Here is a 26,192-nt window from a genome sequence, read left to right as displayed (position 1 = left end):
ACAAAAAGTGTGTGTAAAAACCCTTATAACACTAGATATTTACTAGTGTTATAAGGGTTTAATCTTTTTTTGGAGAAGTTTGAGGGTGGACAAAAAGTGTGGGTGAAAACATCAATTAACCCTTGTAATTACTGACTAAAATGAGGTTATATCTTCCTATATATAAACAAATATGGAGGAAGAGTTTATGCGACAAATAAAATGTCCTGATTGTAATGAAACATGCATTAAACACGGTGTTTTAAAATCTGGTTCTCAGCGTTGGTTTTGCAAACATTGTAAGGTGGCATTTACCGTTAAAATTAATAATTTAAGTAAAGAGTTAAGCCTATTCTTGAATTGGTTATTCAGCACCAATATTCAAGCTGATATGCCTGGTAAAGGTCGTACATTCAGGCGTAAAACCGCTAAATTTTGGTCCATATGGCCATTGCCACCAAAAGTGGAAGAAGTACATGATGTGGTATATCTTGATGGAATTTACTTAGCTAGGAATTTATGTGTTTTGATTTGTTGCAATGATACTCATGTTCTAGGATGGTATGTCTGTCGTTATGAGCATGCTAGAGCTTGGCAGTGTTTAATGGAACGGATTGCCGAACCTAAAGTTGTTGTGTCTGATGGTGCTAATGGTTTGCCTAAAGCATTACGTAAAGTTTGGCCTCATAGCAGTCACCAAAGATGCTTGTTTCACATTTTTTGTCAGGTTAGACGATATACGACAAGTAGACCTAAAACGTTAGCAGGAAAGGATCTTTATACTCTGGCTAAAGATTTATTTAATGTGAAAACAATGGATCAAGCTCTTGTATGGATTAATGAACTTTCAGCGTGGCGAATGACATATTCTGATTTTTTACGAGAAATGACGATTGATGAATTCGGAAACAAACGCTCTACACATGAGCGTTTGCTTAAAGCCGAATCATCATTATGGCGTCTGATTAGGCAACAAACTTTATTTACATTTTTGGAATGTATTGATATTACAGTACCTACAACAAATAATCGTATTGAAGGTGGAGTAAATGCTCAACTAAGAAGTATGTTACGATCTCATAGGGGCCTTTCACTTGAAAGAAGACTAAAAGCGGTCTATTGGTGGTGCTATATGCACTCACCAAGACCGCTTTCTATTTCAGATATATTAAATTGTATGCCTACAGATGAATCGATTGCTGCTATCTACAAACGGTTATCTGATTATTGCCAAATAGATCGCTCAATACCTCAATGGGGTGATGCTCCTGTTTGGAATGAGCTACATATGTCTACAGATTTTCCAACTTATTGGGATTAGTCACACACACTTTTTGTCCTATAACCCTCTTTTTTTATGTATGCTATTTTAAACGTCCGATTTCTAATTTATAGAACATGCATTTTTTCTGCTTCACGATAGTCCTTAAGAACTGGACGAGGAGGTAATTTACCCATGATACTCACTACATAGATAGCGATGGAAGAGAAGATGAAGCCTGGTACGATTTCGTAAAGACCAAGGAATTCAAATTGTTTCCAAATTAGTACTGTCAAACCACCAACTACGATACCAGCGATACAGCCATGACGTGTCATGCGTTTCCAGAACAAGGAGAACAAGATGGCTGGACCAAAGGCAGCACCAAAGCCTGCCCATGCATAGGCAACCATGGTTAAGATGTAGCTATCTGGATCCATTGCCATATAGATGGCTATTAATGCAACTAGTAGTACTACGATACGACTTACGAGTACTAGCTCCTTATCACTCGCTTTAGGATGAATGATATTCGCATAGAAGTCATTAGAAATGGCAGAGGCTGTTACTAATAACTGGGCAGATGCGGTACTCATGATAGCTGCGAGTACTGCAGACCAGATGAGACCTGCTACAAATGGTGTAAAGAGACGCTCTGTCATGATAAGGAATACAGTTTCTGCATCAGTGCCTACCAATTTATCTGGCAGCATATATACGTGACCGATGAGGCCAACTGCAATGGCCGCCATAAGGGATAAGATAACCCAAACCATGGCGATGTTTGTAGATTTCTTAAGCTCTTTAGCATCAGAGATAGCCATGAATCTAACAAGGATATGAGGTTGACCGAAGTAGCCAAGACCCCAACCAAGAGAAGAAATCAAGCCAATAACCCATGTGAACCAGTCGGATGGATCACCAAATAGGCTAAGTCCTTGAGGAAACTCGTGTTGAATGAGTTGGAATGTTTCAATAGGACCACCCATAAACATGGCAGCTGTAATTGGTACCGCTAAGATAGCGAAGAACATCAATGCCCCTTGAATACAATCTGTCCAAGATACGGCGAGGAAGCCGCCGAGGAATGTGTAGAATACGACGATACCCGCTGTAATAAATAGAGATACAGTGTAATCAAGACCAAAGATGGTGTTGAACAGTTTGCCACCTGCTACGAACCCTGATGATGTATAAATCAAGAAGAAAATCAAGATAAATAGGGCGGAGATAACGGCTACCGAATGAGATTGATCGTGGAAACGATTTTTCAAATAGTCCGGTAAAGTTAAACTGTCACTAGCTACCTCAGTATGGTTACGTAAGCGTCTAGAAACAAACTTCCAGTTTGCCCATGTGCCTAATGTGAGACCTACGGCAATCCATACACCAGAAATCCCTGTAGTATACGCTAGGCCAGGCACACCCATGAGCATCCAACCACTCATATCTGATGCTTCCGCACTAAGTGCTGTGATCCATGGTCCTAGTTGTCGGCCACCGAGGATGTAATCACCAATGCTATTAGATTTCCTGTAATAGTAGACCCCGATATACATCATGAGTCCTAGGTATAAGGCAAAGGCGATTATAATCATTAAGTTGTCTTGTGTCATGCCTATATAAGACCTCCTTAGGTTGTAGTTCTATTCTATAGTATTATAAATAATTCCTATTGTACCATATATTAGTGCTTTAGAGTGTAAAACTTTAGTGATATACACCTAGTTTTTATACAAATTTAGGCTCAGTCTTTCACGATATGCATTAGACTGGCTTACGTAAAATCGTATATACTAATAAGTCCAATGGCCAAGGAAATATGTTAAAATATAAGAATGGAAAAAACGATTTTTCGTATTTTGGATACGAAATACTATCATTGATAGTTGTAATAATAGTATTGTATTTATATTTCTGGAACATGAAAGGAGGACCCTATGGAAAAACAGACAACATCAAAGAATATTGTTGGAACACAGCGTGATGGTGCGAATCAACAGGCCCAAATGAAGCAACACGCATTGCGTATGTTAGAAACCTACTTTGGGTACACCTCCTTTAGACCGGCTCAAGAGGCTCCGATTGCATCCTTATTACGCAATGAAGATGTAATTGGCATTATGCCTACGGGGGCAGGCAAGTCCATTTGCTTTCAGATTCCTGCACTTTGCAAAGCGGGCCTTACTATTGTGTTCTCTCCACTGATTTCTCTCATGAAAGACCAAGTAGATGGTCTATTAGTGCAGAATATACCAGCGGCGCTTATCAATAGTACGCTCACCCAAGCGGAGTTTAATAAAACGATGTACGAAGTGCGTAGCGGTAAGATTAAACTCTTATATATTGCACCAGAGCGGCTAGGATCTAATTTTTTCTGCAATGTACTGCGAGCTTTGCCTATTGCTCAAGTCATCGTGGATGAGGCACATTGTATTTCCGAGTGGGGCCATGACTTTAGACCGTCCTATCGCCTTATCGGTGAGTGGCTTAATTCACTACCGAAGCGTCCTATCGTAGGGGCTTTCACGGCGACGGCTACGAAATATGTAGAAAATGATATTAAGAAACTATTAAGCCTCAACCATGCGAATGTGTACGTAACGGGTTTTGATAGGCCTAATTTATCCTTCTCTGTCATCCGTACGCCAAAGCGCATGGATTATGTGGTTCACTATGTGCGCCAACATGCTAACGAAAATGGTATTATCTATTGTGCTACGCGCAAGGATGTAGATCGAGTGTATGAAAATCTAACCCGTGCAGGCATTAAGGTGGGCCATTATCATGGGGGGCTCAGCGATGAAGTACGCCGTGAGATGCAAAATGCTTATGCAGACGATAAACTGCAGGTTATGGTGGCTACTAATGCCTTTGGGATGGGCATAGATAAGAGTAATGTACGCTATGTGCTGCACTACCAAATGCCGCGCAACATGGAGTCCTACTATCAAGAGGCTGGCCGTGCAGGTCGCGATGGAGCTCCTGCAGAATGTATCTTGCTCTACAGTGGGCAGGATGTACAGGTTCATAAGTACTTGATTGAACAGTCAATCGAGACGCCTGAGCGACAAGAGGTGGAGCTCCGTAAATTACAGTCTATGATTGACTACTGTTTCTGCAGTAATTGTTTACGTAAATATATGCTTAACTATTTTGGTGAAAGCACCGTTTGGACTACTTGCGATAATTGTAGCTCCTGTAAAGGCTCCGGTGATAAGGTCAATGTTACAAAAGAGGCGAAGGCTATCTTCCGTGCTATTATGGGTACTGATGAGCGCTATGGTGCTTCTATGATTACCTCTATCGTGCGCGGTGAGCGAACTGATCGTATTATGCGAGCAGGCCACGATGCACTCCCTGTATTTGGGTTGCTAAGCGATGTAGACGAGAAATCTATTAAAGGGCTCATCCAACAATTTGTGGCCTCTGGTTACTTACGTAGCTCTACAGGTAAGTATCCGGTATTATCTTTAACTGCTGGTGCTGAGGAAGTCTTAGCAGGCCATAAAGAGGTAGAGGAAATTAGACAACATGTGTCGGTACCATCTCGAACTAGTAGGTCTACATCCACTACATTGCGAGGAAAATCTAGTTCTGGGTCAGGTGGTTTATTTGAACATTTACGACAACATCGCAAGCGCTTAGCCGAAAAGGCAGGGCTTCGACCATATCTTATCTTCCCTGATACAGTACTTATTGACCTAGCCAATTTACGACCCATAACATTGGGTGAGTTTGGCAATGTTAAGGGCGTAGGGGAAGCAAAATTGAAAAAATATGGCCTCAGTTTTTTACAGGCCATTGCAGAATATAAAGGATAATAAATTTTACTGTATATATGGTAGTACTATGTATTTTTTAGTATGATAGTACTATATATTGTAAGATATAAGGTTAGTATTATTCGACGTGTTATACATAGATTTAGGGGGATATATGAGTCTAGCAGATACACAATACCTCGGTATTATTGAAAATATTTTAGAACACGGCACATACGGTCAAAACCGTACAGGTATTGCAACCTATAAATTGCCACATCAAATTATGCAATTTGACTTGCAAGAGGAATTTCCTATTTTGACTACAAAGTTTGTCGCTTTCAAAACGGCAGTAAAAGAATTGTTGTGGATTTGGCAAATGCAGTCCAACGATGTACGCAAATTGCAAGAAATGAACGTGCGTGTATGGGATGAGTGGATGCGTGAAGATGGTACCATTGGTAAGGCCTATGGTTACCAAATTGCAAAGTACAAACAACTTGATAATCTCATCAAGACTATCAAGGAAGATCCTGATAGCCGTCGTATGATTGTTACATTGTGGAATATTGAAGATTTAGATGATATGGCATTGCAACCATGTGCGTATGAAACATTATGGGATGTAGCTGATGGACACTTGAACTGCATGCTCATTCAACGCAGTGGCGATATGGGCCTTGGCGTTCCATTCAATACCGCTCAATATGCAGCGTTACAATGTATGATCGCTCAAGTAACAGATCTCAAACCTGGTAAATTTACTCATGTTATCAACAATGCTCACGTGTATGAAAACCACGTAGAAGCATTGCGTGAACAATTAGCACGCCGCAATCAAGCGTTGCCAGCGCCAAAAATTGTAGTAAATCCAGACGTGAAAGACTTCTATGATTTCACACCAGAGGACGTTACATTAGATGGCTATGAACATCTAGGTAAATTGTCCATGACTGTTGCTGTATAGCATTGTATTCATGACCATTGCTAAAGCGCATAATATGTACAGCTGTTGCCATTTAATATTATGTTCGTGACCATTGCTAAATAGTATTACAATTATGACTGTTACCATATAGTATGAATCGAAAGAGGGCAGTATGTTAGCATTAATCGTAGCCGTAGCACATAATCGTGTGATCGGTAAAGATAATACCTTGATTTGGCACTTGCCGAATGATTTGAAATTCTTTAAAGAAAAAACTACGGGTCATGTTATTATTATGGGCCGTAAGACCTTTGAAAGCTTGCCGTTCTTGTTGCCAAATCGTGAGCACTGGGTGATTACTCGTGATAAGGGCTTTGACGCACCAGAAGGGGTTAGGATTTTCCATAGCCCTGAGGCTGCTGCAGAAGCGGCACGTGCTCTTGATGCGGCTTTTGTGCTCGGTGGTGCTCAAGTATATGAGGCTTTCTTGCCTTACGTAGATACGATGTATATCACAGAAGTAGACCATGAATTTGAAGGGGATGCATTTTTCCCAGAGTTCCAAGAGGGTGCTTTCACCATTGAATCCGTTGTAGACGGCATGGTGGATGAAAAGAACAAATATCCTCATCGTTTTGTAACCTATCGCAGAAAGGCATCTAAATGAGTGAAAGAATGTTTGCCATTATTGGCAGTGAATTAAATGTTAAGCCAAAGCAGGTGCAAGCTGCCGTAGAATTATTGGACGAAGGCAATACGGTGCCATTTATTGCGCGTTATCGTAAAGAAGTAACCGGCGAATTGCAAGATGAGCAATTGCGCACCATTGAAGAACGTATTAAATACTTGCGCAACTTGGAAACACGTCGCCAAGAAATCATTGCATCTATTACAGAGCAAGAAAAGATGACCGACGAGTTGATGAAATCCTTAGAAGCCGCAACAAAGCTTCAAGAGTTAGAGGATTTGTATTTACCATACCGTCCTAAGAAACGTACCCGCGCTATGATTGCCCGTGAACGAGGCTTAGAGCCGTTGGCGGACATGATCCTTAACGATACCGTTACCTCTGGTGATCCTTTAGAGATTGCAAAAGACTTTGTAACGGAAGAGGTGCCCACACCAGAGGATGCTATTCAAGGTGCATCAGATATCGTAGCGGAAATCGTTAGCGATAGTGCTGACTTCCGTGCGCATTTACGTAAAAAGATGTGGAATGAAGGCTTTATTCAAGCTGAGTTGACTGGTGATGAAGAGGTACAACAACAGTTCTTGCAATACGCAGAATATGCTGAACCGGTTCGTCAAATGCCATCTCACCGTATTTTGGCGGTTAATCGCGGTGAAAAATTAGGGGCTTTGAAATTAGCCCTTACTGTACCAGGTGATACGTATGTTGCTTATATGGTGCAAAAGTTAGAGAAAAATCCAAAATCCATCTTCACAGACTATAAAGCAGCTGCAGTAGCCGATGCGTACAAACGTCTAATTTTCCCTGCTCTAGAGCGTGATATACGCAATGAGTTGACGGAAAATGCGGATGAGCAAGCTATCAAGGTATTCGGTGTAAACCTTAAGAACCTATTATTGCAGCCACCTTTGGCAGGCCACGTTATCATGGGCCTTGACCCTGGTTACCGTACAGGTTGTAAGATGGCTATCATCGACCAACAAGGTAATGTGCTAGATTACGGTGCCTACTATTTAACGAATAGTGAAAAGCTTCGCAAAGAAGCGCAAAAGGTATTGGCTGATAAAATCCGTAAGTTCAAAGTTAGTCTCTTATCTATTGGTAATGGTACTGCATCCTATGAAACAGAGCAGTTTGCATCTACTATGATTGAAGAGGAAAAGTTAGACTGCCACTACATTATCACCAATGAAGCAGGCGCATCTGTATATTCTGCTTCTAAATTGGCTATCGATGAATTACCAGATTTAGACGTAACCATACGCGGTGCCGTATCCATTGCACGGCGTGTACAAGATCCATTGGCTGAATCTGTTAAGATTGATCCTAAATCTATCGGCGTAGGTCAATACCAACATGACGTAAACCAAAAACAATTGACTCATACGTTGGATCAAGTCGTTGAAACTGTAGTAAATCACGTTGGGGTAGAGCTCAATACTGCATCTCCAGCTATTTTGCAACATATTGCAGGCATTTCTAGCACGGTTGCTAAAAACATCGTTGCATATCGTCAAGAGAATGGTGTATTTAAAAGCCGTAAGGAATTGTTGAAAGTACCTCGCTTAGGTCCTGCGGCGTTCACGCAATGTGCGGGCTTCCTTCGCTTGCAACAGTGTAAAAATCCATTAGATAATACATCTGTCCATCCTGAGTCTTATGAATTGGCAGAACGCATTATTGGTGAATTAGGTTTTACCTTAAAAGATTTGCAAGACAAAGCGCAACTGGAAGCATTACAAGTGAAATTACCACTTGTTGATGCCGGAAAAATGGCCGCAAAACTTGATGCAGGTGTACCGACTGTACGAGATATCTTAGGGGCTTTGGCAAAACCAGGTCGTGACCCTCGTGAAGATTTGCCAGCACCGCTTACTAGAAAACATGTAGTAAGCCTTGAAGATATCAAGGTTGGTACTGTGGTAAAAGGTACTGTTCACAACGTAGTTGACTTTGGTGCCTTCGTAGACTTTGGTCTTAAAACTAATGGTCTTTTACATCGTAGTGAACTCTGTAACAGTCGCCAACATCCATCTGATGTGCTGGCTGTAGGCGATATCATTGAAGCTCAAATTATTTCTGTTGATGTAAAACGTAATCGTATCGGTTTATCTGTAAAAGCATTACAACCAGAAAAGCCAAAGAATAACGATAATAACCGAAACAGAAATAACAATGGACAACGCCGAAACATCGGTCGTAACAATAACCGTAATAATGGCCGCAACAATGGTGGTCGACAAAACAATTAGTATCAATTGAATTACATTATTGAGAAATACTTTTGACTAAAAGTCATTGTACACAAAACCGCACTCTCTATGGATTTTGAGGGTGCGGTTTTTCTATATAACTTAAAACTATGTATAATAATGCAGAACAGATATATCGAAAATGATATATATGATTGAAATATTTAGATATAAAGCGTATGATGAAATCACAGAGGAAATCTTCCTCAATCTATATTCCTACATAGGAGGTAATGCTATGAGCTTGAACCTTAAAGAAAGATATGGACTATTAATTAATAATGAATGGGTAGCTGCATCTGACGGCGCTGAATTTAATGTATATAACCCTGCTAATGGCGAACAACTCGCTATCTGTGCAGAGGCTACGAAAGACGATGTTGATAAAGCGGTAGACGCTGCAACAGAAGCTTTTAAAACTTGGAAAACAGTATCTCAAGTAGATCGCGCTGATTACTTGTTAAAAATTGCTGACGCTATCGATGCTCATAAAGAGTACTTGGCACAAGTTGAAACATATGACAATGGTAAACCAATCCGTGAAACTTTGAACGTAGATATTCCACTTGGCGCTGACCATTTCCGTTACTTCGCTGGCGTGCTTCGTTCCGAAGAAGGCTCCGCACAAGTATTCGATGAAAATACATTGAGCCTCATCGTTCGTGAACCGATTGGCGTTGTAGGTCAAGTTGTGCCTTGGAACTTCCCATTCCTAATGGCAGCTTGGAAATTGGCACCAGCTCTTGCAGCAGGTTGTACAGTTGTTATCAAACCTTCTAGCCATACATCCCTTAGCCTTTTAGTATTGGGCGATATTTTGAAAGAAATCTTGCCTCCAGGCGTTGTAAATATCGTAACTGGTAAAGGCTCTAAATCTGGTCAATATATCCTTGATCATCCTGGCTTCAGCAAGCTTGCTTTCACAGGCTCTACAGAAGTAGGTCTTGATGTATATAAAGCAGCATCTGAACGCTTGATTCCAGCTACATTGGAATTAGGTGGTAAATCTGCGAATATCTTCTTTGAAGATGCAAACTGGAAACAAGCTCTTGATGGGGCAATGCTTGGCATCCTCTTCAACCAAGGTCAAGTATGCTGCGCAGGTTCTCGTATCTTCGTACAAGATACAATTTATGATAAATTCGTAGCTGAACTTTCCGCACTATTTGATAAAGTAAAAGTTGGTTTACCTTGGGAAGAATCTACACAACTTGGCTCTTTGATTTACGAAGCACAAGTTGAGAAAGTACTTAGCTATGTAGATCTTGCTAAAGAAGAAGGGGCTCGCATTGCAGCTGGTGGTGTACGCGTTACTGACGGCGAACTTGGTAAAGGTTGCTTCATTAGACCTACACTTATCGTAGATGCTACAAATGATATGCGCGTAGCTCGCGAAGAAATCTTCGGCCCTGTAGCTGTTGTTATCAAATTCCACAGCGAAGAAGAAGTGATCGAACAAGCTAATGACAGCTTATACGGTCTTGGCGGTGGCGTATTTACACAAAATCTTAACCGCGCAATCCGCGTAGCTCGAGCAATCGAAACAGGTCGTATGTGGGTAAATACATATAACTCCATCCCAGCAGGTGCACCATTTGGTGGTTACAAACAATCTGGTATCGGCCGTGAAACTCACAAAGTTATCCTTGAGCATTACACTCAAATGAAAAATATCATTATTAACTTGAGCGATAAACCATCTGGTTTCTACGATTTAGATTAATAAAATACAACTCTCCTATAAACTATAACAATGAGGCACCTCGTAAGAGGTGCCTTTTTTACGTTTAATTTTAGGGTAGTTTCTTAAATATGGATGTATACTGTATGCTATAATTAAGACCAACTAAGAGTGTATTGTAAAAGAGACTGGAGAGACAATGCGTAAATTAGATATATTAGGTATAGAGTTCATTATTGTATCTATAGTGTTGGGTGTAATACTTTATAAACTTGAAATAAGTAAGCATATCATTGACGAAGACTATGAATATATAAAAAAACATAGAATTTTTGGTAACTTAACAAAGTATCTAACTATAATCAGTATTATAAGTATAGTTTTAATAGATCTTAGGTTTATAATTTATAAAGATTATGAATTCATTATGACTTATGGGGGTGGATGGGTTGTTATGGGCCTTCTCACAATCTGTACAGGATTTTTCCAAAAGAAAAATAGTGTATATTTTAAACGGGGGCTTATTGCTATATTGTCGATATTGATATTTATTGCTGTATATATGTATGCATTTCGTGATGTATTTTTTTAGTAGTAAATCAAAAATAGAAAACTATTAGGTAATATCAATATAGATATTGTTTTGAGAGGGTGCCTATGAATTCAAAGAGAGTATTGAAATGGATTGGGTGTGTTGTTGCTGCCATATTATTAATTTATATTACTTTAATGGTAATAGTAATTTTATTGTTAGCTGGTAGTAGTGATTTTAAAAATAGCTCCATTCATTTAACTGAATTTTATAATAGTGCATTATTTTATGACGATGAAGAACATAAGATTGCTGATAATGTAGTTGCTGTTCATGAGGTAGATAATAAACTTTATTACATAACGTTAGACGGTATTGGTATTTTTGATGAAAATGTAAGTTTATTAGATGCTTGGAATAAAGATCTTAATAAATATAATACTTTCATTCCTCGAATAGATGCTAAAAAAACAGACTTTAATATGAGTCTTGATGAGTTATATCCTAATATTTCTAGTCTTGATGAAAGTGATAGAGATATATGGCATGAGATCTTTTATGATAGTGAGAAACGATATACAGGTCCATACGCTGGATATACTATAAAGCTACCTTTCTATGTATCATATAGAAAGGAAGATATGGTTAAGCATAATGATATAGTTGATCTTTCTACAGGGACTATTATTGGTAGGTATGGGAGTGAGCATATTTTAAGAAATAATGCTTATTATAATTTTGAATTTGGGAAATTGACTAAAATTGATTTCTCTCAGAAAGCTATATATAGCTATTATTCTAATAATCTTGATATAGGGCGGTTTAGCAAGAATAATTCAGGTGATGAGAGATATGAATCTTATGCACGAAATGAGCTAGATACAGTAAGAACGAAAGACTTAAAGGTATTACCTAACTTATTGAATCAACAATTTATAGTGTTTAATTCCTTTAATGACTTTTCTGATTTTGATAAAGATACCTTTGAAGCATTAGCTATTAATGCGATTAAAAATAGGAAGGCGCTACAATTAGGGCCATTAGAAAATCAAACCCTAAGGCAATACTTAAGTAAATAGAGTAAATGCATAGTGAAGAATATTTGTACTAGATAAAATAAGGAGTATCAAATTAATGAATCCTATTCCCATCAAAAAATTGTATAATCCTCAATATGATTTGTTATCTACTAGCGATAGAATGGAATTATTAAATAAGATTGGAAAAATATATAATTTAGAATTAATATGCTTTAAAGAATTTACTGCCTTTGGAAAATCCACATATACAGCGGTATATCGTTCACATGATGGTATAGAATTTGTATTTGTTCCTGGAGATACTGTTACGTTAGGGTTTGATTTTAAAAATAAACCATTTCAGGATATTTTTAATGATGAAAATTTAGCGGAGCTTGCCTATCCATTTGTCGAGGGATATGAAGAGGAAATCTTTAGTGAAGACGATGTTCAAACTAAGATTAGCGAAACACTAGAAGATGAAGAGGTACTATCCAACATAGAAACGTATTTTAAACATAATTTTACTCAAGAAGATGAGTTTGTAATCCATCCATTATTGGTACAAAAAGAGTATAGTGAAACTTGTTGGATACCTATTTCAGATGAGATACTCAGACAAAATAAAGAGTGGCAACAGATGATAGAAAAAGCCGAAAGCGAGGGTCTTTCTGAAATAATGATTCATAATACCATTTGTTTATATAAAACAGACGATAGCAATTGGTGTGGCAAACTTTATGAAGAAACAACATTTAAGAAACTTTTACAGGATATAAAAGATAATAGATATTCTTTGCCTACACAAAGAGAGTGGGAGTATTTAGCTGGCAAGGGGTGTAGAACTATCTTTCCATGGGGGAACAATATAGATTTTTCTATGAATTTAAAGCATATGGAATGGATGGATAATGATGGAGATTATACGTTAGAAAAAGAAAACTTTTTTGGCCTTGTTATAGGTGACGATCCGTATTGTAGAGAAATTGTATATGATGAAGATGAATTTTCCTATAAAGGTGGAGACGGTGGCCGCAATATATGTGGAGGCTTAGGGGTTATGTGGGGCTATTTACCTGTTTCACCATACTTTCAAGATAGTGAAATGGTAATTGGCGATAATATAAATGGTGGATATGATTTCTTTAGGAGGATTATAAGAATTGTTGATGATAGTGTGAAATGATGTCACATATAATATTTCTAGAATATCAAATGGCAATATCGTTTTATAAATGAAAGAGGTGCTCCTTAGGAGGCACCTCTTTTATCAATATTGAGATAAACGGAATATTCTTCTATACTCTTCAGGTGAATCAGAACCATCAGACGGTTTTATAATGACTCTAATAAATATCCTTTCTTTGAAGTCTGGATAGGTGTTAGCATATTCTTTGCAGAATTGATCCATACGATTATAAAAGTTTGTTACATCTTGGTTTTGTATGGCTGAATAAGGGATAGGTATTTCAATATACAAAGAAGATGTATCATATGTGGCATAGGATAACTCCTCTGCCGTTAGATAGTTTTTCATTAATGGAAATGCTGTTATCAGCGGAATGTTGGTTGTTAGTATTCGATCAACTTGTGGTACAACAGGTGCAGAGGTGTGCATGACTTCAGATATTTCAATGGGCATTTGAGGATACTTGTCAAAGGTGACTTGCCATCTATTGTTTCTTTGTGCCTCCAACTGATATGTTAGATTAGGATAATCCTTGTTTATATATTGTTGAACTTCCTCTTCACTGTAATGTGATAGAAGATGACAACCCGTTGTTAGTATGAGGGATAGTATAATCAACGGTAGTAATACAAATCTTTTAAGAGTAAATGGTTTCATTGGTATTCCTTTTATACTACTTTAGAAAGTTTAGTAAATCATAATTGCTTAATTATTGGCAGTATTTTGAAGTATATTCTTTTAATTATATTATACCTAAAACATATTCTTACTTATATAGTTGATTAATAGCATCAATTCTCCAATAAACTATAACAATGAGGCACCTCGAATGAGGTGCCTTTTTTGTGCATAATATAGGAAATTAGTATCTTATAAGTATGGATCTGCCGTATGCTATAATAAAGAACATCTAAAAGTGTATTGTAAAAGAGACTGGTAAAAAATGAAAAAACTTGAAATGTTAGGATATTTTTGGATTTTCATATCTATGTCGTTATCTATAGGGTTATATAAACTTGAGATTAGTAAACGTGTCATTGATGAAGAATACGAATATATCAAAAGACATAGAGCTTTTGGTAATTTAACCAAGTATTTAACAATAATTGCAATTGTGAGTATATTGCTATTAAACCTTAATTTTTTAGTCTATAAAGATTATAAGTTTATGTCACGATTTGGAGGGGCTTGGGCATTCTTTCTACTTTTTATAATGTGTACAGGATTTTTTCAAAAGCGAGACAGTTTGTATTATAAACGTGGGATTATTGCTATTGCTTCAATATTATTCGGTGCTGTAGGCTCTGCTTATGCGTTTAAAGATATATTCTTTAAGTAGTAAAGAGAAAGATTGAATACGAGAAAAGTATCGTCGATGAAAAATGAGGTAAAAGATGAGTAGGTTAACAATATTAGGTAGTACGTTTGTTTTTGCATCTATCATATCGGGAATAGCCTTATATAAACTTGAAATTCGTAAGACTTCAATTAATGAAGAGTATGAATATATAAAAAAACATAGAGTTTTTGGTAGTTTAACAAAATATTTGTCTATTATTTCTCTTATAAGTTTAGTTCTACTGATTCTTAAAATTATAATTGATAGAAATTATACAGTAATTGTGAGTTATGGAAGTGTTTGGACTATTTTTACACTTGTTACACTGTGTACAGGATATTTTCAAAAAAGAGATAGTATATATTACAATCGTGGACTCATTGCCGCATTTTCGATGCTGATGTTTATTACTGTTTGCATCTATGCGTTTAGGAAGGTATTATTCTAAATAAAAAATATATATTGTTTTATTATCTTAGACTAATAATATAGAATTCTTCAATAAACCATAATAAGAAGGCACCTCCTTCGAGGTGCCTTTTTTGTGCATAATATAGAGGATCAGTATCTAATAAGTGTGGAGCTGCCGTATGCTATAATTAAGAATATTTAAGAGTGTATTGTAAAAGAGACTGGTGAAAATGATTAAAGGACAGTATAAACTATGATTCATTTAGATTATCTATTAGTTATAGGAATATTACTTAGCATTTTACTCTTTCTTTTGGTTGGAGTCTTATACTATAGTAAAGCTAAACTTTTAAAGGGACTCAATATTTGGTTCTTAATAATACTTAGCGCTCTTTTAAGTTATTTATTATATCCCTTATATGAACTGACAGATTATAGAGAAGAATTTACGTCAATCGTTATAATCGCTGCGATAATCATTAAAATAATTATCAATTTATCTATATTTATGATAGCTGATAGAATAACAACAAAATGGATTTCCAAATTAATTTTGATTCTATGGGTTGTTCTTGTTGAATGTTTGTATATGCCTATTTATTTATCATACCTTGTTTTCCTTTGTGTGTCAGGTGGAATCGTTTTAATAGAACAGTTAAGAGAGAGAAGAAAGAACATTTAGTTTTGACTTGTAATTACTTTTATAGCGTTCACCTTTGAAATATGATATACTATTCTAACGCGCATAATTCGTGCGCGATAGGAGGAAACACATTTAGATGTTAGAAAAATTTGAACAATTAATGATTAGCGAACCTGTTCTAAGAGCGTTAAACGATATGGGCTTTGAAGAGCCTACGCCAATTCAACAGGAAGCTATCCCAGTAGCCATGAGCGGTAAAGACATGATCGGTCAAGCTCAAACAGGTACTGGTAAGACAGCAGCATTTGGCTTGCCTGTATTGGAACGCGTAGACGGGAATGAGCGTCACGTTCAAGTAGTTATTTTATCCCCTACACGAGAATTAGCTATCCAAGTAGCTGAAGAGCTTAACAAAATGGCTCAATACACGAATATCACAGCACTACCTATCTATGGTGGTCAAGATATTAATCGTCAGTTCCGTGCCTTGAAAAAAAATCCACAAATCATTGTTGCCACACCAGGCCGATTGATGGACCATATGGATCGTGGTTCTATCCACTTTGACCATGTGAAAGTTGTGGTGTTGGACGAAGCCGACGAAATGTTAAACATGGGCTTTGTTGATGATATCAATAAAATCTTGGGTGCTATCCCAGAAGACCATCAAACATTGTTGTTCTCTGCAACTATGCCTAAAGCTATCCAACAATTAGCTGAAACATATTTGACAGAGCCAACATTGATTCGTATGAAACCGACTCAAGTTACGATGGACTTAATTGAACAATATTATATCGAAGTGCAAGACCGTCAAAAATTCGATGTTCTTTGCCGCTTGTTCGATATCCAAACACCTGAACTTGCTATTATCTTCACACGTACAAAACGTCGTGTTGATGAAGTAACTGAAGGTCTTAAGAAACGTGGGTACATGGCGGAAGGTATTCATGGCGATTTGTCTCAACAAAAACGGGACAGCGTAATTCGTCAATTCCGCGAAGGTACCATCGATATTCTCGTGGCTACTGATGTGGCAGCTCGTGGTCTTGATATTTCTGGCGTATCTCACGTATATAACTACGATATGCCTCAAGATCCTGAAAGCTACACGCACCGCGTAGGTCGTACAGGCCGTGCCGGTAAAGCTGGTCAAGCTTTCACGTTCGTTATCCCTCGTGAAATGGAGCATTTACATGCTATCGAGCGTTTAACAAAACGTAAAATCGCACGCCGTCGTGCACCTTCCTTAGGTGAAGTTCTTGAAGGTCAACAACGTTTGGCAATTGAAAGCCTCGTTGAAATGACAGATAATTTAGAAGCATTAGCGCCATTCAAATCTAGTGCAGAGGAATTGTTGAATGATACAGATTCCGTAACACTTTTGGCAGCAGCTCTTAAATTGTTAACAAAAGAACCAGATACAACTCCTGTAAATATTACAGAAGAAAAACCATTGCGTGTACGCCGTCGCCGCGAAGGTGGCCGTAGTGACCGTCGCCGTGGTGACCGTCGTAGAGATGGTGATCGCCGCCGTGACGGAGATCGTCGTCGTGATGATCGTCCACGTCGCAACCGCGATGACCGTAGAAGTGATCGTCGTGATGACCGCCGCAGAGATGATCGTAGATCTGATCGTCCACGTGGTGATAAAAAACCTCGTCATCAAGGTGAAGGTTTCAAACCTTACTTTAAAGACTAATAGAATGTGGATTGCTTTTGGGCAATCCACATTTTTTATTACTTAATAGTTAATACTATCTATCTTGATAAGTGTTGAGAATTCTGATATAATAGATAATAATTATTTCTTGTGAATGGCCGATAATGGTCGATGCCTTATAGATTTCCAAGTGGAGAAAGGTAGAGTAGAGTATTATGGATATCGCACAAATTCTGCGTAGCCAAGGGTTTAAAGTGACCCCACAACGTATTGCGATTTATGATGCATTGCGTGGTCATCATGATCATCCAACAGCAGAAATGTTGTATCATACGTTGCGTCCAGAACATCCAAGCATGAGCTTGGCAACTGTGTACAAGACAATGGAGATTTTTGAAAAAATCGGTCTTGTAAAAATTTTAGAAGTTGGTGATGAGCGCGCTCATTACGATTGGGACACACAAGCTCATTCCCATATCCGTTGCATCCGTTGCAACAAGGTAGAGGATATGATGGGCATTGATTTACAAGCTATCAAAACAATTGCTGATCAAGGTAGCGAGTATCAAATCACAGGTCAACATATTACCTTTGAAGGTGTATGCCCTGAGTGTGCTAAAAAAGAAAGCCATTAATTCATAACCCCTGTCGCGAAGGGCTCCTTCACGGTAGGGGTTATATTAGTTATATATGTCTTATATTCATTAAGCTTTGGAAATAGATGTAAGAGCAATAGAATAGATATTAGAATTAAGTATTTTAGAATTTTAGAATTATATAAATAAAAAAGGAGTATTATGTTTGTCATCGGCAGTCATTTATCAATTAGCAAAGGTTATTTAAACATGGGGAAGGAAGCTACCAAAATTGGGGGCAATACATTCCAATATTTTACACGAAATCCTCGTGGTGGTAGTATGCGTGCCCTCGATGTAGAGGATATGAATAGCTTGAGTGCGTATATGAAAGAACATAACTTTGGCACCTTATTAGCTCATGCACCTTACACGTATAATCCATGTGCAGCAAAAGAAGATTTGCGCGCTTTTGCAAAACAAGCCATGACAGAAGATCTAGAGCGTATGGAATATTTACCAGGCCAAATGTATAACTTTCACCCTGGTAGCCATGTAAAGCAAGGTGTAGATCAAGGCATCGAATATATCGTAGAATGTTTGAATGAAATCTTATTCCCTGGCATGAAAACAACAGTTCTCTTAGAAGTCATGGCAGGTAAGGGTACAGAAATTGGTTCTCGCTTTGAAGAAATTGCTCGCATCATCGACGGTGTGAAATTAAAAGAATACATGGGCGTATGTGTTGATACATGCCATATTCACGAAGGTGGTTATGATATCGTCAATAATCTTGATGGCGTTATCGATGAATTTGACCGCATTGTAGGTCTGGACCGTTTGAAAGCTATTCACTTGAATGACTCTAAAAATCCTATGGGCGCTCATAAAGATCGGCACGAAAAAATCGGGGAAGGTCACATCGGTATCGATGCCATTGCTCGTATTGTGACACATCCTAAATTGACGAACTTGCCGTTCTATTTAGAAACGCCAAACGAATTAGATGGTTATGCAAAAGAAATTGCTATGTTGCGCTCTATTGTAGAGAATCAATAATTAAGCTAAAACGCAGTCTTAGTTATATAATTATTTATATAACTACATTACATAAGATATAGGGAGAGCTGGAAAGGGGGATAAAATGCGTTTTTTACATACTGCTGATTGGCATTTAGGACGTATTTTTTATGGTCAGTATTTAACAGATGACCAAGCTCATGTATTAGAGAATCAGTTCTTTACTATTTTGAAAGATGAAAAAATCGACGGCATATTGTTAGCCGGGGACGTATTTGATAGAGCGGTACCTCCTATTGAAGCTATTGAGTTATGGGATTCCATCATTACCCGTCTCGCTATGGATTATAAGGTACCACTCTTCGTGGTAAGTGGTAATCATGACGGAGCTGAACGACTTGAGGTGGGCCGCTCTATGTTAAGTCGTTCTGGCATCCATATTTGGGGATCCCCTCATCATGCATTACAACCCTTTGAATTTGAAGGTGCTGATGGTAAAGTGGCCATTTGCCCTATGCCCTTTAGTGAACCTCGTCGCATAGGGGATGCATTAGGTCTGGGTGCAATTGTATCAAAACCAGTTGATATAGATATGAGCGAGGACTCCCTGTTCTCCTATGTGGAGACTGATGAGCAAGAGCCAGCTTCACTTAATTTACATAATTACGATCAAATGTATCAGGCCTGGAGTGACTACTTGTTCAAACAAGTGCCAAAGGGGATGCGCAGCATTGCTATTAGTCATGCCTTTGTAATGGGCGGTGATGTAGGTGGCTCTGAGCGGACCTTGTCTATCGGTGGTAGTGAACAAGTAAGTCCACAAGTCTTTAAAGACTTTCAATATACAGCTCTTGGCCATTTGCATGGGCCTCAACGAATGGGGGCAGACTATATTCGTTATAGCGGATCGCCATTAAAGTATTCCTTTGATGAGCATACGCAGAAGAAGTCTTTTACTATCATTGATATGAATGTAAAAGGTAACGTAGATATTAGCACCATTCCTGTAGAGGCGAAGCGTGACGTTGTAATATTGGAAGGCTATTTTGAAGATTTGCTAAACAATAAGGAATTACAGGCTAAGCATAAAGAGGATTATGTGCAGGCCCGATTGCTCGATACGATGCCTATTATGGATGGGATGGCTAAGTTGCGCCAAGTCTATCATCGATGTATGACTATTGATTTAGTAGGTCGCTTGGCAGCACCTATAGCTGACATGGGAGATGCAGTCTTTAAAGAGTTAAACGAGCGCGAATTATTTAATCAGTTTGCTGAAAGCGTGTGGAAAGAACCGTTAACAGAGCGTGAGCAACAATACATTAACTCTGTATGGGATCGAATTCTAAAGGAGGACTAAATGAAGCCTATATCTTTAACTATAGAAGCCTTTGGTCCGTACCGCGATTCGGTTACCTTGGACTTTAATGAGCTCCAAAACCATTCCATGTTCCTCATCTCTGGTCCTACAGGAGCGGGGAAAACATCCATACTAGATGCGATGGTGTATGCCTTATATGGCGAACCTAGTGGAGAAGTGCGAAAAACAGATGCTATCCGCAGTGATTTTGCAGAGCCTGAACGTATGACCCGTGTTGACTTTTCCTTTGCTATCGGTGAGGCTCAGTATCGTGTTGAAAGATTGCCAAAACAATTGGTAGCTAAAAAACGTGGTACAGGTATGCGTGAGCAGAATGCTAGTGCCACTGTATACGAAATGAAAGATGGCGAGTGGAAAGTTATCGCTACCTCTGCCGCTGCTATTCGGGATACGATTCAACAAATCATAGGTTTTCGTAAAGATCAATTCTTACAAGTAGTACTTTTGCCGCAAGGGGAGTTTAGAAAATTATTAGTAGCCTCTACTAGTGAACGGGAGGAGTTATTACATACACTCTTTAGAACTGAGTTATATCGAAGATTACAGGATGCCCTAAAATCTGCTTATGATGAGGCAAAATCCGGTATTGAAGAAAATATAACAAAACAATCTGCATTACTGCAATCCATTCCGCATGATGAAGAAATCTCTGTACTAACTATTGAGCATGTACGGGAACTTTTGAAAGATAGAGAACCTCATCGTGATACGCTTGTTGTTGAACGTGATAAAGCTGTAGATGTAGTGAACCAGTTCAATACATTGCGCAATGAGTGGGCCTTATATAATCAGGTACAACAATCTCTTATTGAGGCTACGAATAAATTAGACTTGGTAAAAGAAAGAGAAAAGGAACGGTCTAGTTTAAATGAAAAGGTTCAGTTCCTCACCGGGTTAACACCAAGCTATGAATTGTATAAACAACTTGGTGATAAACAGGCTGTATTAAAAACCTTGAAAACGGCACTTTCAGATGCAAAAAAAAGTGTAGAGGCCGCAACTCAACATGAGTCTAAATGTACAGAGGTTTATGAAACGTTAGAATCTCAAGGTGAAACTATGCAAGCTAAGCGGACTACGTTGGCTCAATTACAACAGCAGGCCGAACAGTTTAATGAGTTAGTAGTGCTACATAAGGAATTGAGCACATTAAATAGCCAGTTAGAAACACAAGACCGCGAGAAAAGTGAAGCTAAGTTGCAGGTACAGCACAAGCTAGTTGCTGATTTAGAAGCTGCGTTAGTTGAAGCGAGAAAACAGTTTCAAGCTAATAGTAAAGCGTTAGAATCTATTTCTCATATCCAAGAACAGTTGGGGTATTTGCAACGATATTCTGAATTGTTAGTAGAGAAAGATAAGGTTCAAAACGATATCGATGCTAAAGAGAGGTCGTTAGCAACTCTAGATAAAACAGTAAATAACTCAAAGATACAGCTTGAACGGTTAGAACATTTAATGGCAGAGGGACGAGCTTTTGAACTCGTCCATTTAGTAGTAGATAATAAGCCATGTCCTGTATGTGGCTCTACAGAGCATCCACAGTTAGCATCTAAGCCTGAGTTATATCCTACAAAAGAGGAAATAGAAGCGGCTCGTGCAGTGCGTGATGGGGTGTTGCAAAAGCAGGCTAGCGAAATTGGTCAGAAAGAAACGTTATCTGTTCGTTTACATGAGTTAGATGAGCAAGTTAAAGACCAAGTTTCTAAACTCAAATCATCCATTGATAATTTTACAGAAGATGCATTTGATTCAATTCAACAAGGCTTGGCGTCTCAAATGGAGCAGCTTACAGCTTTACGTAGAGATACTGAACAGTTGACCAAAATTATAACTAAAAATGAGCATGACTTGGTTGAGGCTAAAGGTATATTATCAAAGTTGGAAATCGGTCATAATGAATTGCTTAATAATTTGCATGATGTAGCGGTTCAGATTAGCTCTGTACAGGCTAAGATAGATGGGTTATCTAAGATATTGCCAACTACAGATCTCGATGCATGGCATAAACAGATAGAATCATTAGAGACTGAAATTAAAGAATACGATGAGCAGGTGAAGGTTTGTAAATCAAATCTAGATGCGGCTAAAGAACAGCTCAATGCTAAACGGGGGCGTCTAGAAATCTTATTTGCACAAGTGCAGGAAGAAACAAAAAATCTTGATGGACTTTATCAAGAATATGTAAAGTCATTACAATCAATTTCTGTATCTGAAGATGACTTTATAGATGCGTTAAGCGATTATAAGGCCTTAGATACGTTTAGAACTGAGCTACATGCATTGGATGAGGATTTTAGTACAGCTCAAGCTGTATATGATGCGGCTTTGAAACAAGCCCAGTCTGTAATAGAACCAAGTGATACGGTTTCTGACGAAGTATATGATACGGCCGTAGAGAAACGTGATAATTTGGTAGGTTCTCTTGCGGCTTGGGATAAAGAAACAAAACATATTGAAACCACATTAGCATCATTAGAAGAACTCGAAAAGGCTATGGGTGAAGCTCGTAATGAAGTAGAGTTTTTGAGCCGATTAAATGATCTCGCTAATGGTGGAGAACAAGGGTTTAAAAATGTAACCTTTGAACGATATGTGCTAGGTGCTATTTTAGATGAAGTTGTGTATGCCGCCAATTTACGTCTTCAAAAGATGAGTCGTAGTCGGTATTCCTTGGAAAGGTCTGACTATACCGGTGGTGGTCGAGGCAAACAAGGCCTTGATTTGGCCGTTATGGATGCTTTCACAGGTCAATCAAGACCAGCGAACACATTGTCCGGAGGGGAAACCTTCTTGGCCTCTATGGCCCTTGCCTTGGGCCTAGCTGATGTCATTCAAAGTTATGCAGGTGGTATTCATATGGATACGATGTTCATCGACGAAGGCTTTGGTACTCTTGACCCAGATACATTAGAACTTGCCATGGAAACATTGGTACAATTACAATCTTCTGGACGCCTCATCGGTATGATTTCTCATGTACCTGAATTAAAGACCCGTATACCTGCCCACTTAGAGGTCACACGTGGTGATGATGGTAGTACAGCAAAATTTGTGATTAACTAGCTATAGAATTATAAAATGTGATACTATTAAAAGAGGAGAATTCCTACAAAAACATACTGGAATTAATTAAGGAGGTCCTATGAAATTTTCATTTGCGCACAATAATATAAATGTTAAGGATCTTGATAAAAGTCTAGCATTCTATAAAGAGGCTTTATTACTTGAGGAATCTCGCCGTTTGGAAGATCCAAGTGGTGCTTTCATCCTTGTATATTTAAAAAGTCCATATACAGCGCATGAGCTAGAACTTACTTGGTTGCGTGACTGGGATCGCCCTTATAATCTGGGAGATAATGAATTCCACTTGGCATTTTATGTAGATGACTATGAAGCAGCTCTAAAAAAACACAAAGAGATGGACGTTGTAGCCTACGAAAATGCTGATATGGGGATTTATTTCATTGCCGATCCAGACGGTTATTGGACAGAAATCATTCCGGCGGGTAAATATTAATGGAATATATGTTAACTCGTTTAGAATGGTTAGTTGGACCAGATAAAATCCAAACATTAAAGGATACATCTATCGCACTCTTTGGTGTCGGTGGCGTTGGTGGTGGTGTCCTTGAGGCGCTAGTACGTGCAGGGGTAGGGCGCATCGTCATTATTGATGGTGACTCCATTGCTCCTAGTAATTTGAACCGTCAAATGATTACGACTTATGACACGATTGGTGAGCGTAAGGTAGAGGTAGCAAAGGCGCGAGCTCTTTCTATTAATCCGGATGTGGTGATAGAAACTCATGATATTATGTATACTGAGGAACGTTACCCTGGATTTATTCAAAGCTTGCATGTTGATTATGTTATCGATGCTATCGATATGGTAACGGCAAAACTGAATATTATTGAGGTTTGTCAACGTGAAAGTATTCCCGTTATTTCTTGTATGGGCGGCGGTAATCGCTTTTACCCGGAAAAACTTATGATTGCTGATATCAATAAGTCTCATACCTGTCCTCTTGCGCGCGTTATGCGCCGGGAGTTAAAAAAACGAGGCATCAAAAAACAATTAGTTTTATTCTCTACAGAAAAACCAACAAAGCCACAGTTCCGTGGGGAAGCAACAAGTCCTGGTACATGTAGTTTTGTGCCACCAGTGGCAGGTTTTATATTAGCAGCACATGTGTTGCGTACAATTTTGGAGGTACCTGAACAATGAAAAAAGCAAAAATCCATATGGCTGACGGCGGCGATATTGTAATTGAATTATTTGATAAAGAAGCTCCTGGCACAGTACAAAACTTCATTGATCTGATCAATAAAGGTTTCTACAATGGTCTTCGTTTCCACCGTGTAATTCCTGGCTTCGTAGCTCAAGGTGGTTGCCCTAATGGCAATGGTACAGGTGGTCCTGGCTACACAATTAAAGATGAATTAATTGGTAACCCACACAAACATGAACGTGGTGCATTGTCTATGGCTCACCGTGGTCCTAATACTGGTGGTAGCCAATTCTTTATCGTATACGAACCACAACCTCATTTGGATGGTGTACATACAGTATTTGGTAAAGTAATCGAAGGTATGGACGTAGTTGATGGTATCCATCAAGGTGCTATCATGGAAACTGTTGAAGTAATCGAAGGTTAATCTCATGAATGATGTATCTATTAAACATCCGGAATGGCTATATATTGATGTAGACGGAAAGACATCATATGGGTATGACCAAGAGTGGTTCACAGATGAGTGGCAACGCCTGTCTGGTTGTGGTCCTACATCGGCATCACAAGTTTTGAGTTATTCGCTATTTAGGGATGGCTTATTAGATTTAGAAACCACATCCGATCAAACGCTTGCTTTAGAACGGATGAACTTAGTTTGGAAATATGTGAAGCCACGCTTCGGTGGTGGTGTTTATAAAACGCAATGGATGGAACGAGGCCTGGTTCGTTTATTAGACGATGAAGGCTTGTCATATGATGTACATATGTTAAATGTGTCTCCTTTCTGTGCTTCTCGTGTAGAGGTAGAGGCAGCAGCTCAGTTTATTCATGATGCATTGGCACAAGATGTGCCTGTGGCGTTTTTGAATCGTCATAAGGGCAAGGAAAAGGCTCTTTATACATGGCATTGGGTTCCAATTCACAAGATTTTTAGAGATGGCGATGATATTCGCTGTGGCATCTTTGATGAAGGTGAAATCCGTGATTTTTCATTAGCGAATTGGATGAAAGATACCATTTTAGGTGGCGGTTTCTGTTATATTAGCCGTAAAGCTTAAGTAATAGAGCAATTAAAGTAATATACATACGCATCGCAATAACCTGCGGTGCGTATTGTAGTATAAAAGTAGGAGGTACTACATGAGTCAATGGATTACAGAGGAACAAACTCCTCATTTACGTCTCAGCGCTGAAGCAGAAGAAGTATTATATTCAGGTGAATCTGAGTTCCAAAAAATTGAAGTATTTAAATCTAAAGAGTATGGTACAATGCTCGCATTAGATGGCGTATTCCAAACATCTGAACGTGAAGAGTTCATCTACCATGAAATGATGAGTCATGTTCCATTATTCTTACATCCAAATCCTGAACGAGTACTGATCATCGGTGGCGGTGATGGTGGCGTAGCTAGAGAATGTGTACGTCACGACTGTGTAAAAGAAGTAACAATGGTTGAAATCGATGGCAAGGTAGTAGAGTTGGCAAAACAATATTTACCAACTATTGCTAAAGCTATGATTGAAAACCATCCAAAATTAACTGTAAAAATCGGCGATGGTATTGGTTTCATGGCAGAAGCAGAAGATTATTATGATGTAATTATAGTAGACTGCTCTGATCCAATTGGTCCAG

The 26,192-nt window shown here is 38.5% G+C and carries 22 protein-coding genes (1 of these 22 running past the window's edge); 20 read left to right on the top strand and 2 right to left on the bottom strand.

Annotation, left to right across the window (positions count from 1 at the left end):
* The first annotated feature begins 187 nt into the window (after positions 1-187).
* Entirely contained in the window at positions 188-1,300 is a 1,113-nt protein-coding gene (locus VEIS1202513_RS06980; protein WP_105085552.1) for an IS1249 family transposase, read from the top strand.
* 68 nt (positions 1,301-1,368) lie between these two features.
* Here VEIS1202513_RS06980 and putP read toward each other — a convergent pair whose 3' ends face one another.
* The gene (gene putP / locus VEIS1202513_RS06975) at positions 1,369-2,856 is read right to left on the bottom strand and encodes a sodium/proline symporter PutP (protein ID WP_213467163.1); all 1,488 of its coding nucleotides are present in this window, start codon (positions 2,854-2,856) and stop codon (positions 1,369-1,371) included.
* Positions 2,857-3,180: 324 nt separating this feature from the next.
* On the opposite strand from putP, the gene recQ reads away from it, so the two are divergent.
* From recQ to VEIS1202513_RS06935, 8 genes are all read left to right on the top strand, one after another.
* Positions 3,181-5,064, top strand: a complete 1,884-nt coding sequence (gene recQ / locus VEIS1202513_RS06970; protein ID WP_371732207.1) for a DNA helicase RecQ — start codon at positions 3,181-3,183, stop codon at positions 5,062-5,064.
* A gap of 115 nt (positions 5,065-5,179) precedes the next feature.
* Complete coding sequence (locus VEIS1202513_RS06965; RefSeq protein ID WP_213467162.1) at positions 5,180-5,971, top strand: thymidylate synthase; 792 nt, start codon at positions 5,180-5,182, stop codon at positions 5,969-5,971.
* 133 nt (positions 5,972-6,104) lie between these two features.
* A complete protein-coding gene (locus VEIS1202513_RS06960) occupies positions 6,105-6,599 on the top strand; it encodes a dihydrofolate reductase (RefSeq protein WP_105097349.1) in 495 nt (164 codons plus the stop codon).
* Positions 6,596-8,875 carry a Tex family protein gene (locus VEIS1202513_RS06955; protein WP_244856225.1) on the top strand — a complete coding sequence of 760 codons (2,280 nt, stop codon included), beginning with the start codon at positions 6,596-6,598 and terminating at the stop codon, positions 8,873-8,875. The genes VEIS1202513_RS06960 and VEIS1202513_RS06955 overlap by 4 nt, the downstream gene beginning before the upstream one ends.
* A gap of 238 nt (positions 8,876-9,113) precedes the next feature.
* Entirely contained in the window at positions 9,114-10,598 is a 1,485-nt protein-coding gene (locus VEIS1202513_RS06950; RefSeq protein ID WP_213467161.1) for an aldehyde dehydrogenase family protein, read from the top strand.
* A gap of 157 nt (positions 10,599-10,755) precedes the next feature.
* Complete coding sequence (locus VEIS1202513_RS06945) at positions 10,756-11,148, top strand: hypothetical protein (protein WP_213467160.1); 393 nt, start codon at positions 10,756-10,758, stop codon at positions 11,146-11,148.
* Positions 11,149-11,213: 65 nt separating this feature from the next.
* On the top strand, positions 11,214-12,167 hold the full coding sequence (locus VEIS1202513_RS06940; protein ID WP_213467159.1) for a hypothetical protein: 954 nt from the start codon (positions 11,214-11,216) through the stop codon (positions 12,165-12,167).
* Positions 12,168-12,222: 55 nt separating this feature from the next.
* A complete protein-coding gene (locus VEIS1202513_RS06935; protein ID WP_213467158.1) occupies positions 12,223-13,293 on the top strand; it encodes a hypothetical protein in 1,071 nt (356 codons plus the stop codon).
* 84 nt (positions 13,294-13,377) lie between these two features.
* Here the strand turns inward: VEIS1202513_RS06935 and VEIS1202513_RS06930 are convergent, their stop codons facing one another.
* A complete protein-coding gene (locus VEIS1202513_RS06930; protein WP_213467157.1) occupies positions 13,378-13,953 on the bottom strand; it encodes a hypothetical protein in 576 nt (191 codons plus the stop codon).
* A 286-nt stretch (positions 13,954-14,239) separates the two neighbouring features.
* Here VEIS1202513_RS06930 and VEIS1202513_RS06925 point away from each other — a divergent pair, with 286 nt between their 5' ends.
* The 11 genes from VEIS1202513_RS06925 to speE all read left to right on the top strand — a co-directional run.
* Positions 14,240-14,635: a hypothetical protein gene (locus VEIS1202513_RS06925; protein WP_213467156.1), complete on the top strand. Its 396-nt coding sequence runs from the start codon at positions 14,240-14,242 to the stop codon at positions 14,633-14,635.
* 1,190 nt (positions 14,636-15,825) lie between these two features.
* A complete protein-coding gene (cshA, locus tag VEIS1202513_RS06920) occupies positions 15,826-17,391 on the top strand; it encodes a degradosome RNA helicase CshA (RefSeq protein ID WP_213467155.1) in 1,566 nt (521 codons plus the stop codon).
* 176 nt (positions 17,392-17,567) lie between these two features.
* Complete coding sequence (locus VEIS1202513_RS06915) at positions 17,568-17,987, top strand: Fur family transcriptional regulator (protein ID WP_005385669.1); 420 nt, start codon at positions 17,568-17,570, stop codon at positions 17,985-17,987.
* Positions 17,988-18,149: 162 nt separating this feature from the next.
* Complete coding sequence (locus VEIS1202513_RS06910; protein ID WP_009351073.1) at positions 18,150-18,986, top strand: deoxyribonuclease IV; 837 nt, start codon at positions 18,150-18,152, stop codon at positions 18,984-18,986.
* Positions 18,987-19,071: 85 nt separating this feature from the next.
* Positions 19,072-20,307: an exonuclease SbcCD subunit D gene (locus tag VEIS1202513_RS06905; RefSeq protein WP_213467154.1), complete on the top strand. Its 1,236-nt coding sequence runs from the start codon at positions 19,072-19,074 to the stop codon at positions 20,305-20,307.
* Complete coding sequence (locus VEIS1202513_RS06900) at positions 20,308-23,391, top strand: AAA family ATPase (protein ID WP_213467153.1); 3,084 nt, start codon at positions 20,308-20,310, stop codon at positions 23,389-23,391. It abuts the gene before it with no gap.
* A gap of 79 nt (positions 23,392-23,470) precedes the next feature.
* Positions 23,471-23,845, top strand: a complete 375-nt coding sequence (locus VEIS1202513_RS06895; RefSeq protein WP_024065847.1) for a VOC family protein — start codon at positions 23,471-23,473, stop codon at positions 23,843-23,845.
* On the top strand, positions 23,845-24,552 hold the full coding sequence (locus VEIS1202513_RS06890) for a tRNA threonylcarbamoyladenosine dehydratase (protein WP_213467152.1): 708 nt from the start codon (positions 23,845-23,847) through the stop codon (positions 24,550-24,552). Before VEIS1202513_RS06895 ends, VEIS1202513_RS06890 begins: the two co-directional genes overlap by 1 nt.
* Positions 24,549-24,983, top strand: coding sequence for a peptidylprolyl isomerase (locus VEIS1202513_RS06885; RefSeq protein WP_005385683.1), 435 nt, complete (start codon positions 24,549-24,551; stop codon positions 24,981-24,983). Before VEIS1202513_RS06890 ends, VEIS1202513_RS06885 begins: the two co-directional genes overlap by 4 nt.
* Positions 24,984-24,987: 4 nt before the next feature.
* On the top strand, positions 24,988-25,617 hold the full coding sequence (locus tag VEIS1202513_RS06880) for a hypothetical protein (protein ID WP_213467151.1): 630 nt from the start codon (positions 24,988-24,990) through the stop codon (positions 25,615-25,617).
* 82 nt (positions 25,618-25,699) lie between these two features.
* Positions 25,700-26,192: the 5' portion of a polyamine aminopropyltransferase gene (speE, locus tag VEIS1202513_RS06875; RefSeq protein ID WP_060924501.1), read on the top strand. Its footprint extends 347 nt past the window's final position; the window shows 493 of its 840 coding nt (coding positions 1-493); it begins with the start codon at positions 25,700-25,702; its stop codon lies beyond the right edge, outside the window.

The organism is Veillonella orientalis (assembly GCF_018406505.1).
In the GTDB taxonomy this organism is placed as follows: Bacteria; Bacillota; Negativicutes; order Veillonellales; family Veillonellaceae; genus Veillonella; species Veillonella nakazawae.
Note: the sequence above shows the minus strand (reverse complement) of the source record. Positions and strands in the feature narration are given on the sequence as shown.

Excerpts from the sequence above, each read along its gene's own strand:
- VEIS1202513_RS06945 (WP_213467160.1), top strand. The coding sequence starts at position 10,756 with ATGCGTAAATTAGATATATTAGGTATAGAGTTCATTATTGTATCTATA.
- VEIS1202513_RS06900 (WP_213467153.1), top strand. The coding sequence starts at position 20,308 with ATGAAGCCTATATCTTTAACTATAGAAGCCTTTGGTCCGTACCGCGAT.
- cshA (WP_213467155.1), top strand. The coding sequence starts at position 15,826 with ATGTTAGAAAAATTTGAACAATTAATGATTAGCGAACCTGTTCTAAGA.
- VEIS1202513_RS06935 (WP_213467158.1), top strand. The coding sequence starts at position 12,223 with ATGAATCCTATTCCCATCAAAAAATTGTATAATCCTCAATATGATTTG.
- VEIS1202513_RS06955 (WP_244856225.1), top strand. The coding sequence starts at position 6,596 with ATGAGTGAAAGAATGTTTGCCATTATTGGCAGTGAATTAAATGTTAAG.
- VEIS1202513_RS06925 (WP_213467156.1), top strand. The coding sequence starts at position 14,240 with ATGAAAAAACTTGAAATGTTAGGATATTTTTGGATTTTCATATCTATG.
- VEIS1202513_RS06940 (WP_213467159.1), top strand. The coding sequence starts at position 11,214 with ATGAATTCAAAGAGAGTATTGAAATGGATTGGGTGTGTTGTTGCTGCC.
- VEIS1202513_RS06965 (WP_213467162.1), top strand. The coding sequence starts at position 5,180 with ATGAGTCTAGCAGATACACAATACCTCGGTATTATTGAAAATATTTTA.
- recQ (WP_371732207.1), top strand. The coding sequence starts at position 3,181 with ATGGAAAAACAGACAACATCAAAGAATATTGTTGGAACACAGCGTGAT.
- VEIS1202513_RS06960 (WP_105097349.1), top strand. The coding sequence starts at position 6,105 with ATGTTAGCATTAATCGTAGCCGTAGCACATAATCGTGTGATCGGTAAA.
- VEIS1202513_RS06895 (WP_024065847.1), top strand. The coding sequence starts at position 23,471 with ATGAAATTTTCATTTGCGCACAATAATATAAATGTTAAGGATCTTGAT.
- VEIS1202513_RS06905 (WP_213467154.1), top strand. The coding sequence starts at position 19,072 with ATGCGTTTTTTACATACTGCTGATTGGCATTTAGGACGTATTTTTTAT.
- VEIS1202513_RS06880 (WP_213467151.1), top strand. The coding sequence starts at position 24,988 with ATGAATGATGTATCTATTAAACATCCGGAATGGCTATATATTGATGTA.
- VEIS1202513_RS06885 (WP_005385683.1), top strand. The coding sequence starts at position 24,549 with ATGAAAAAAGCAAAAATCCATATGGCTGACGGCGGCGATATTGTAATT.
- VEIS1202513_RS06930 (WP_213467157.1), bottom strand. The coding sequence starts at position 13,953 with ATGAAACCATTTACTCTTAAAAGATTTGTATTACTACCGTTGATTATA.
- putP (WP_213467163.1), bottom strand. The coding sequence starts at position 2,856 with ATGACACAAGACAACTTAATGATTATAATCGCCTTTGCCTTATACCTA.
- VEIS1202513_RS06980 (WP_105085552.1), top strand. The coding sequence starts at position 188 with ATGCGACAAATAAAATGTCCTGATTGTAATGAAACATGCATTAAACAC.
- VEIS1202513_RS06910 (WP_009351073.1), top strand. The coding sequence starts at position 18,150 with ATGTTTGTCATCGGCAGTCATTTATCAATTAGCAAAGGTTATTTAAAC.
- VEIS1202513_RS06915 (WP_005385669.1), top strand. The coding sequence starts at position 17,568 with ATGGATATCGCACAAATTCTGCGTAGCCAAGGGTTTAAAGTGACCCCA.
- VEIS1202513_RS06950 (WP_213467161.1), top strand. The coding sequence starts at position 9,114 with ATGAGCTTGAACCTTAAAGAAAGATATGGACTATTAATTAATAATGAA.
- VEIS1202513_RS06890 (WP_213467152.1), top strand. The coding sequence starts at position 23,845 with ATGGAATATATGTTAACTCGTTTAGAATGGTTAGTTGGACCAGATAAA.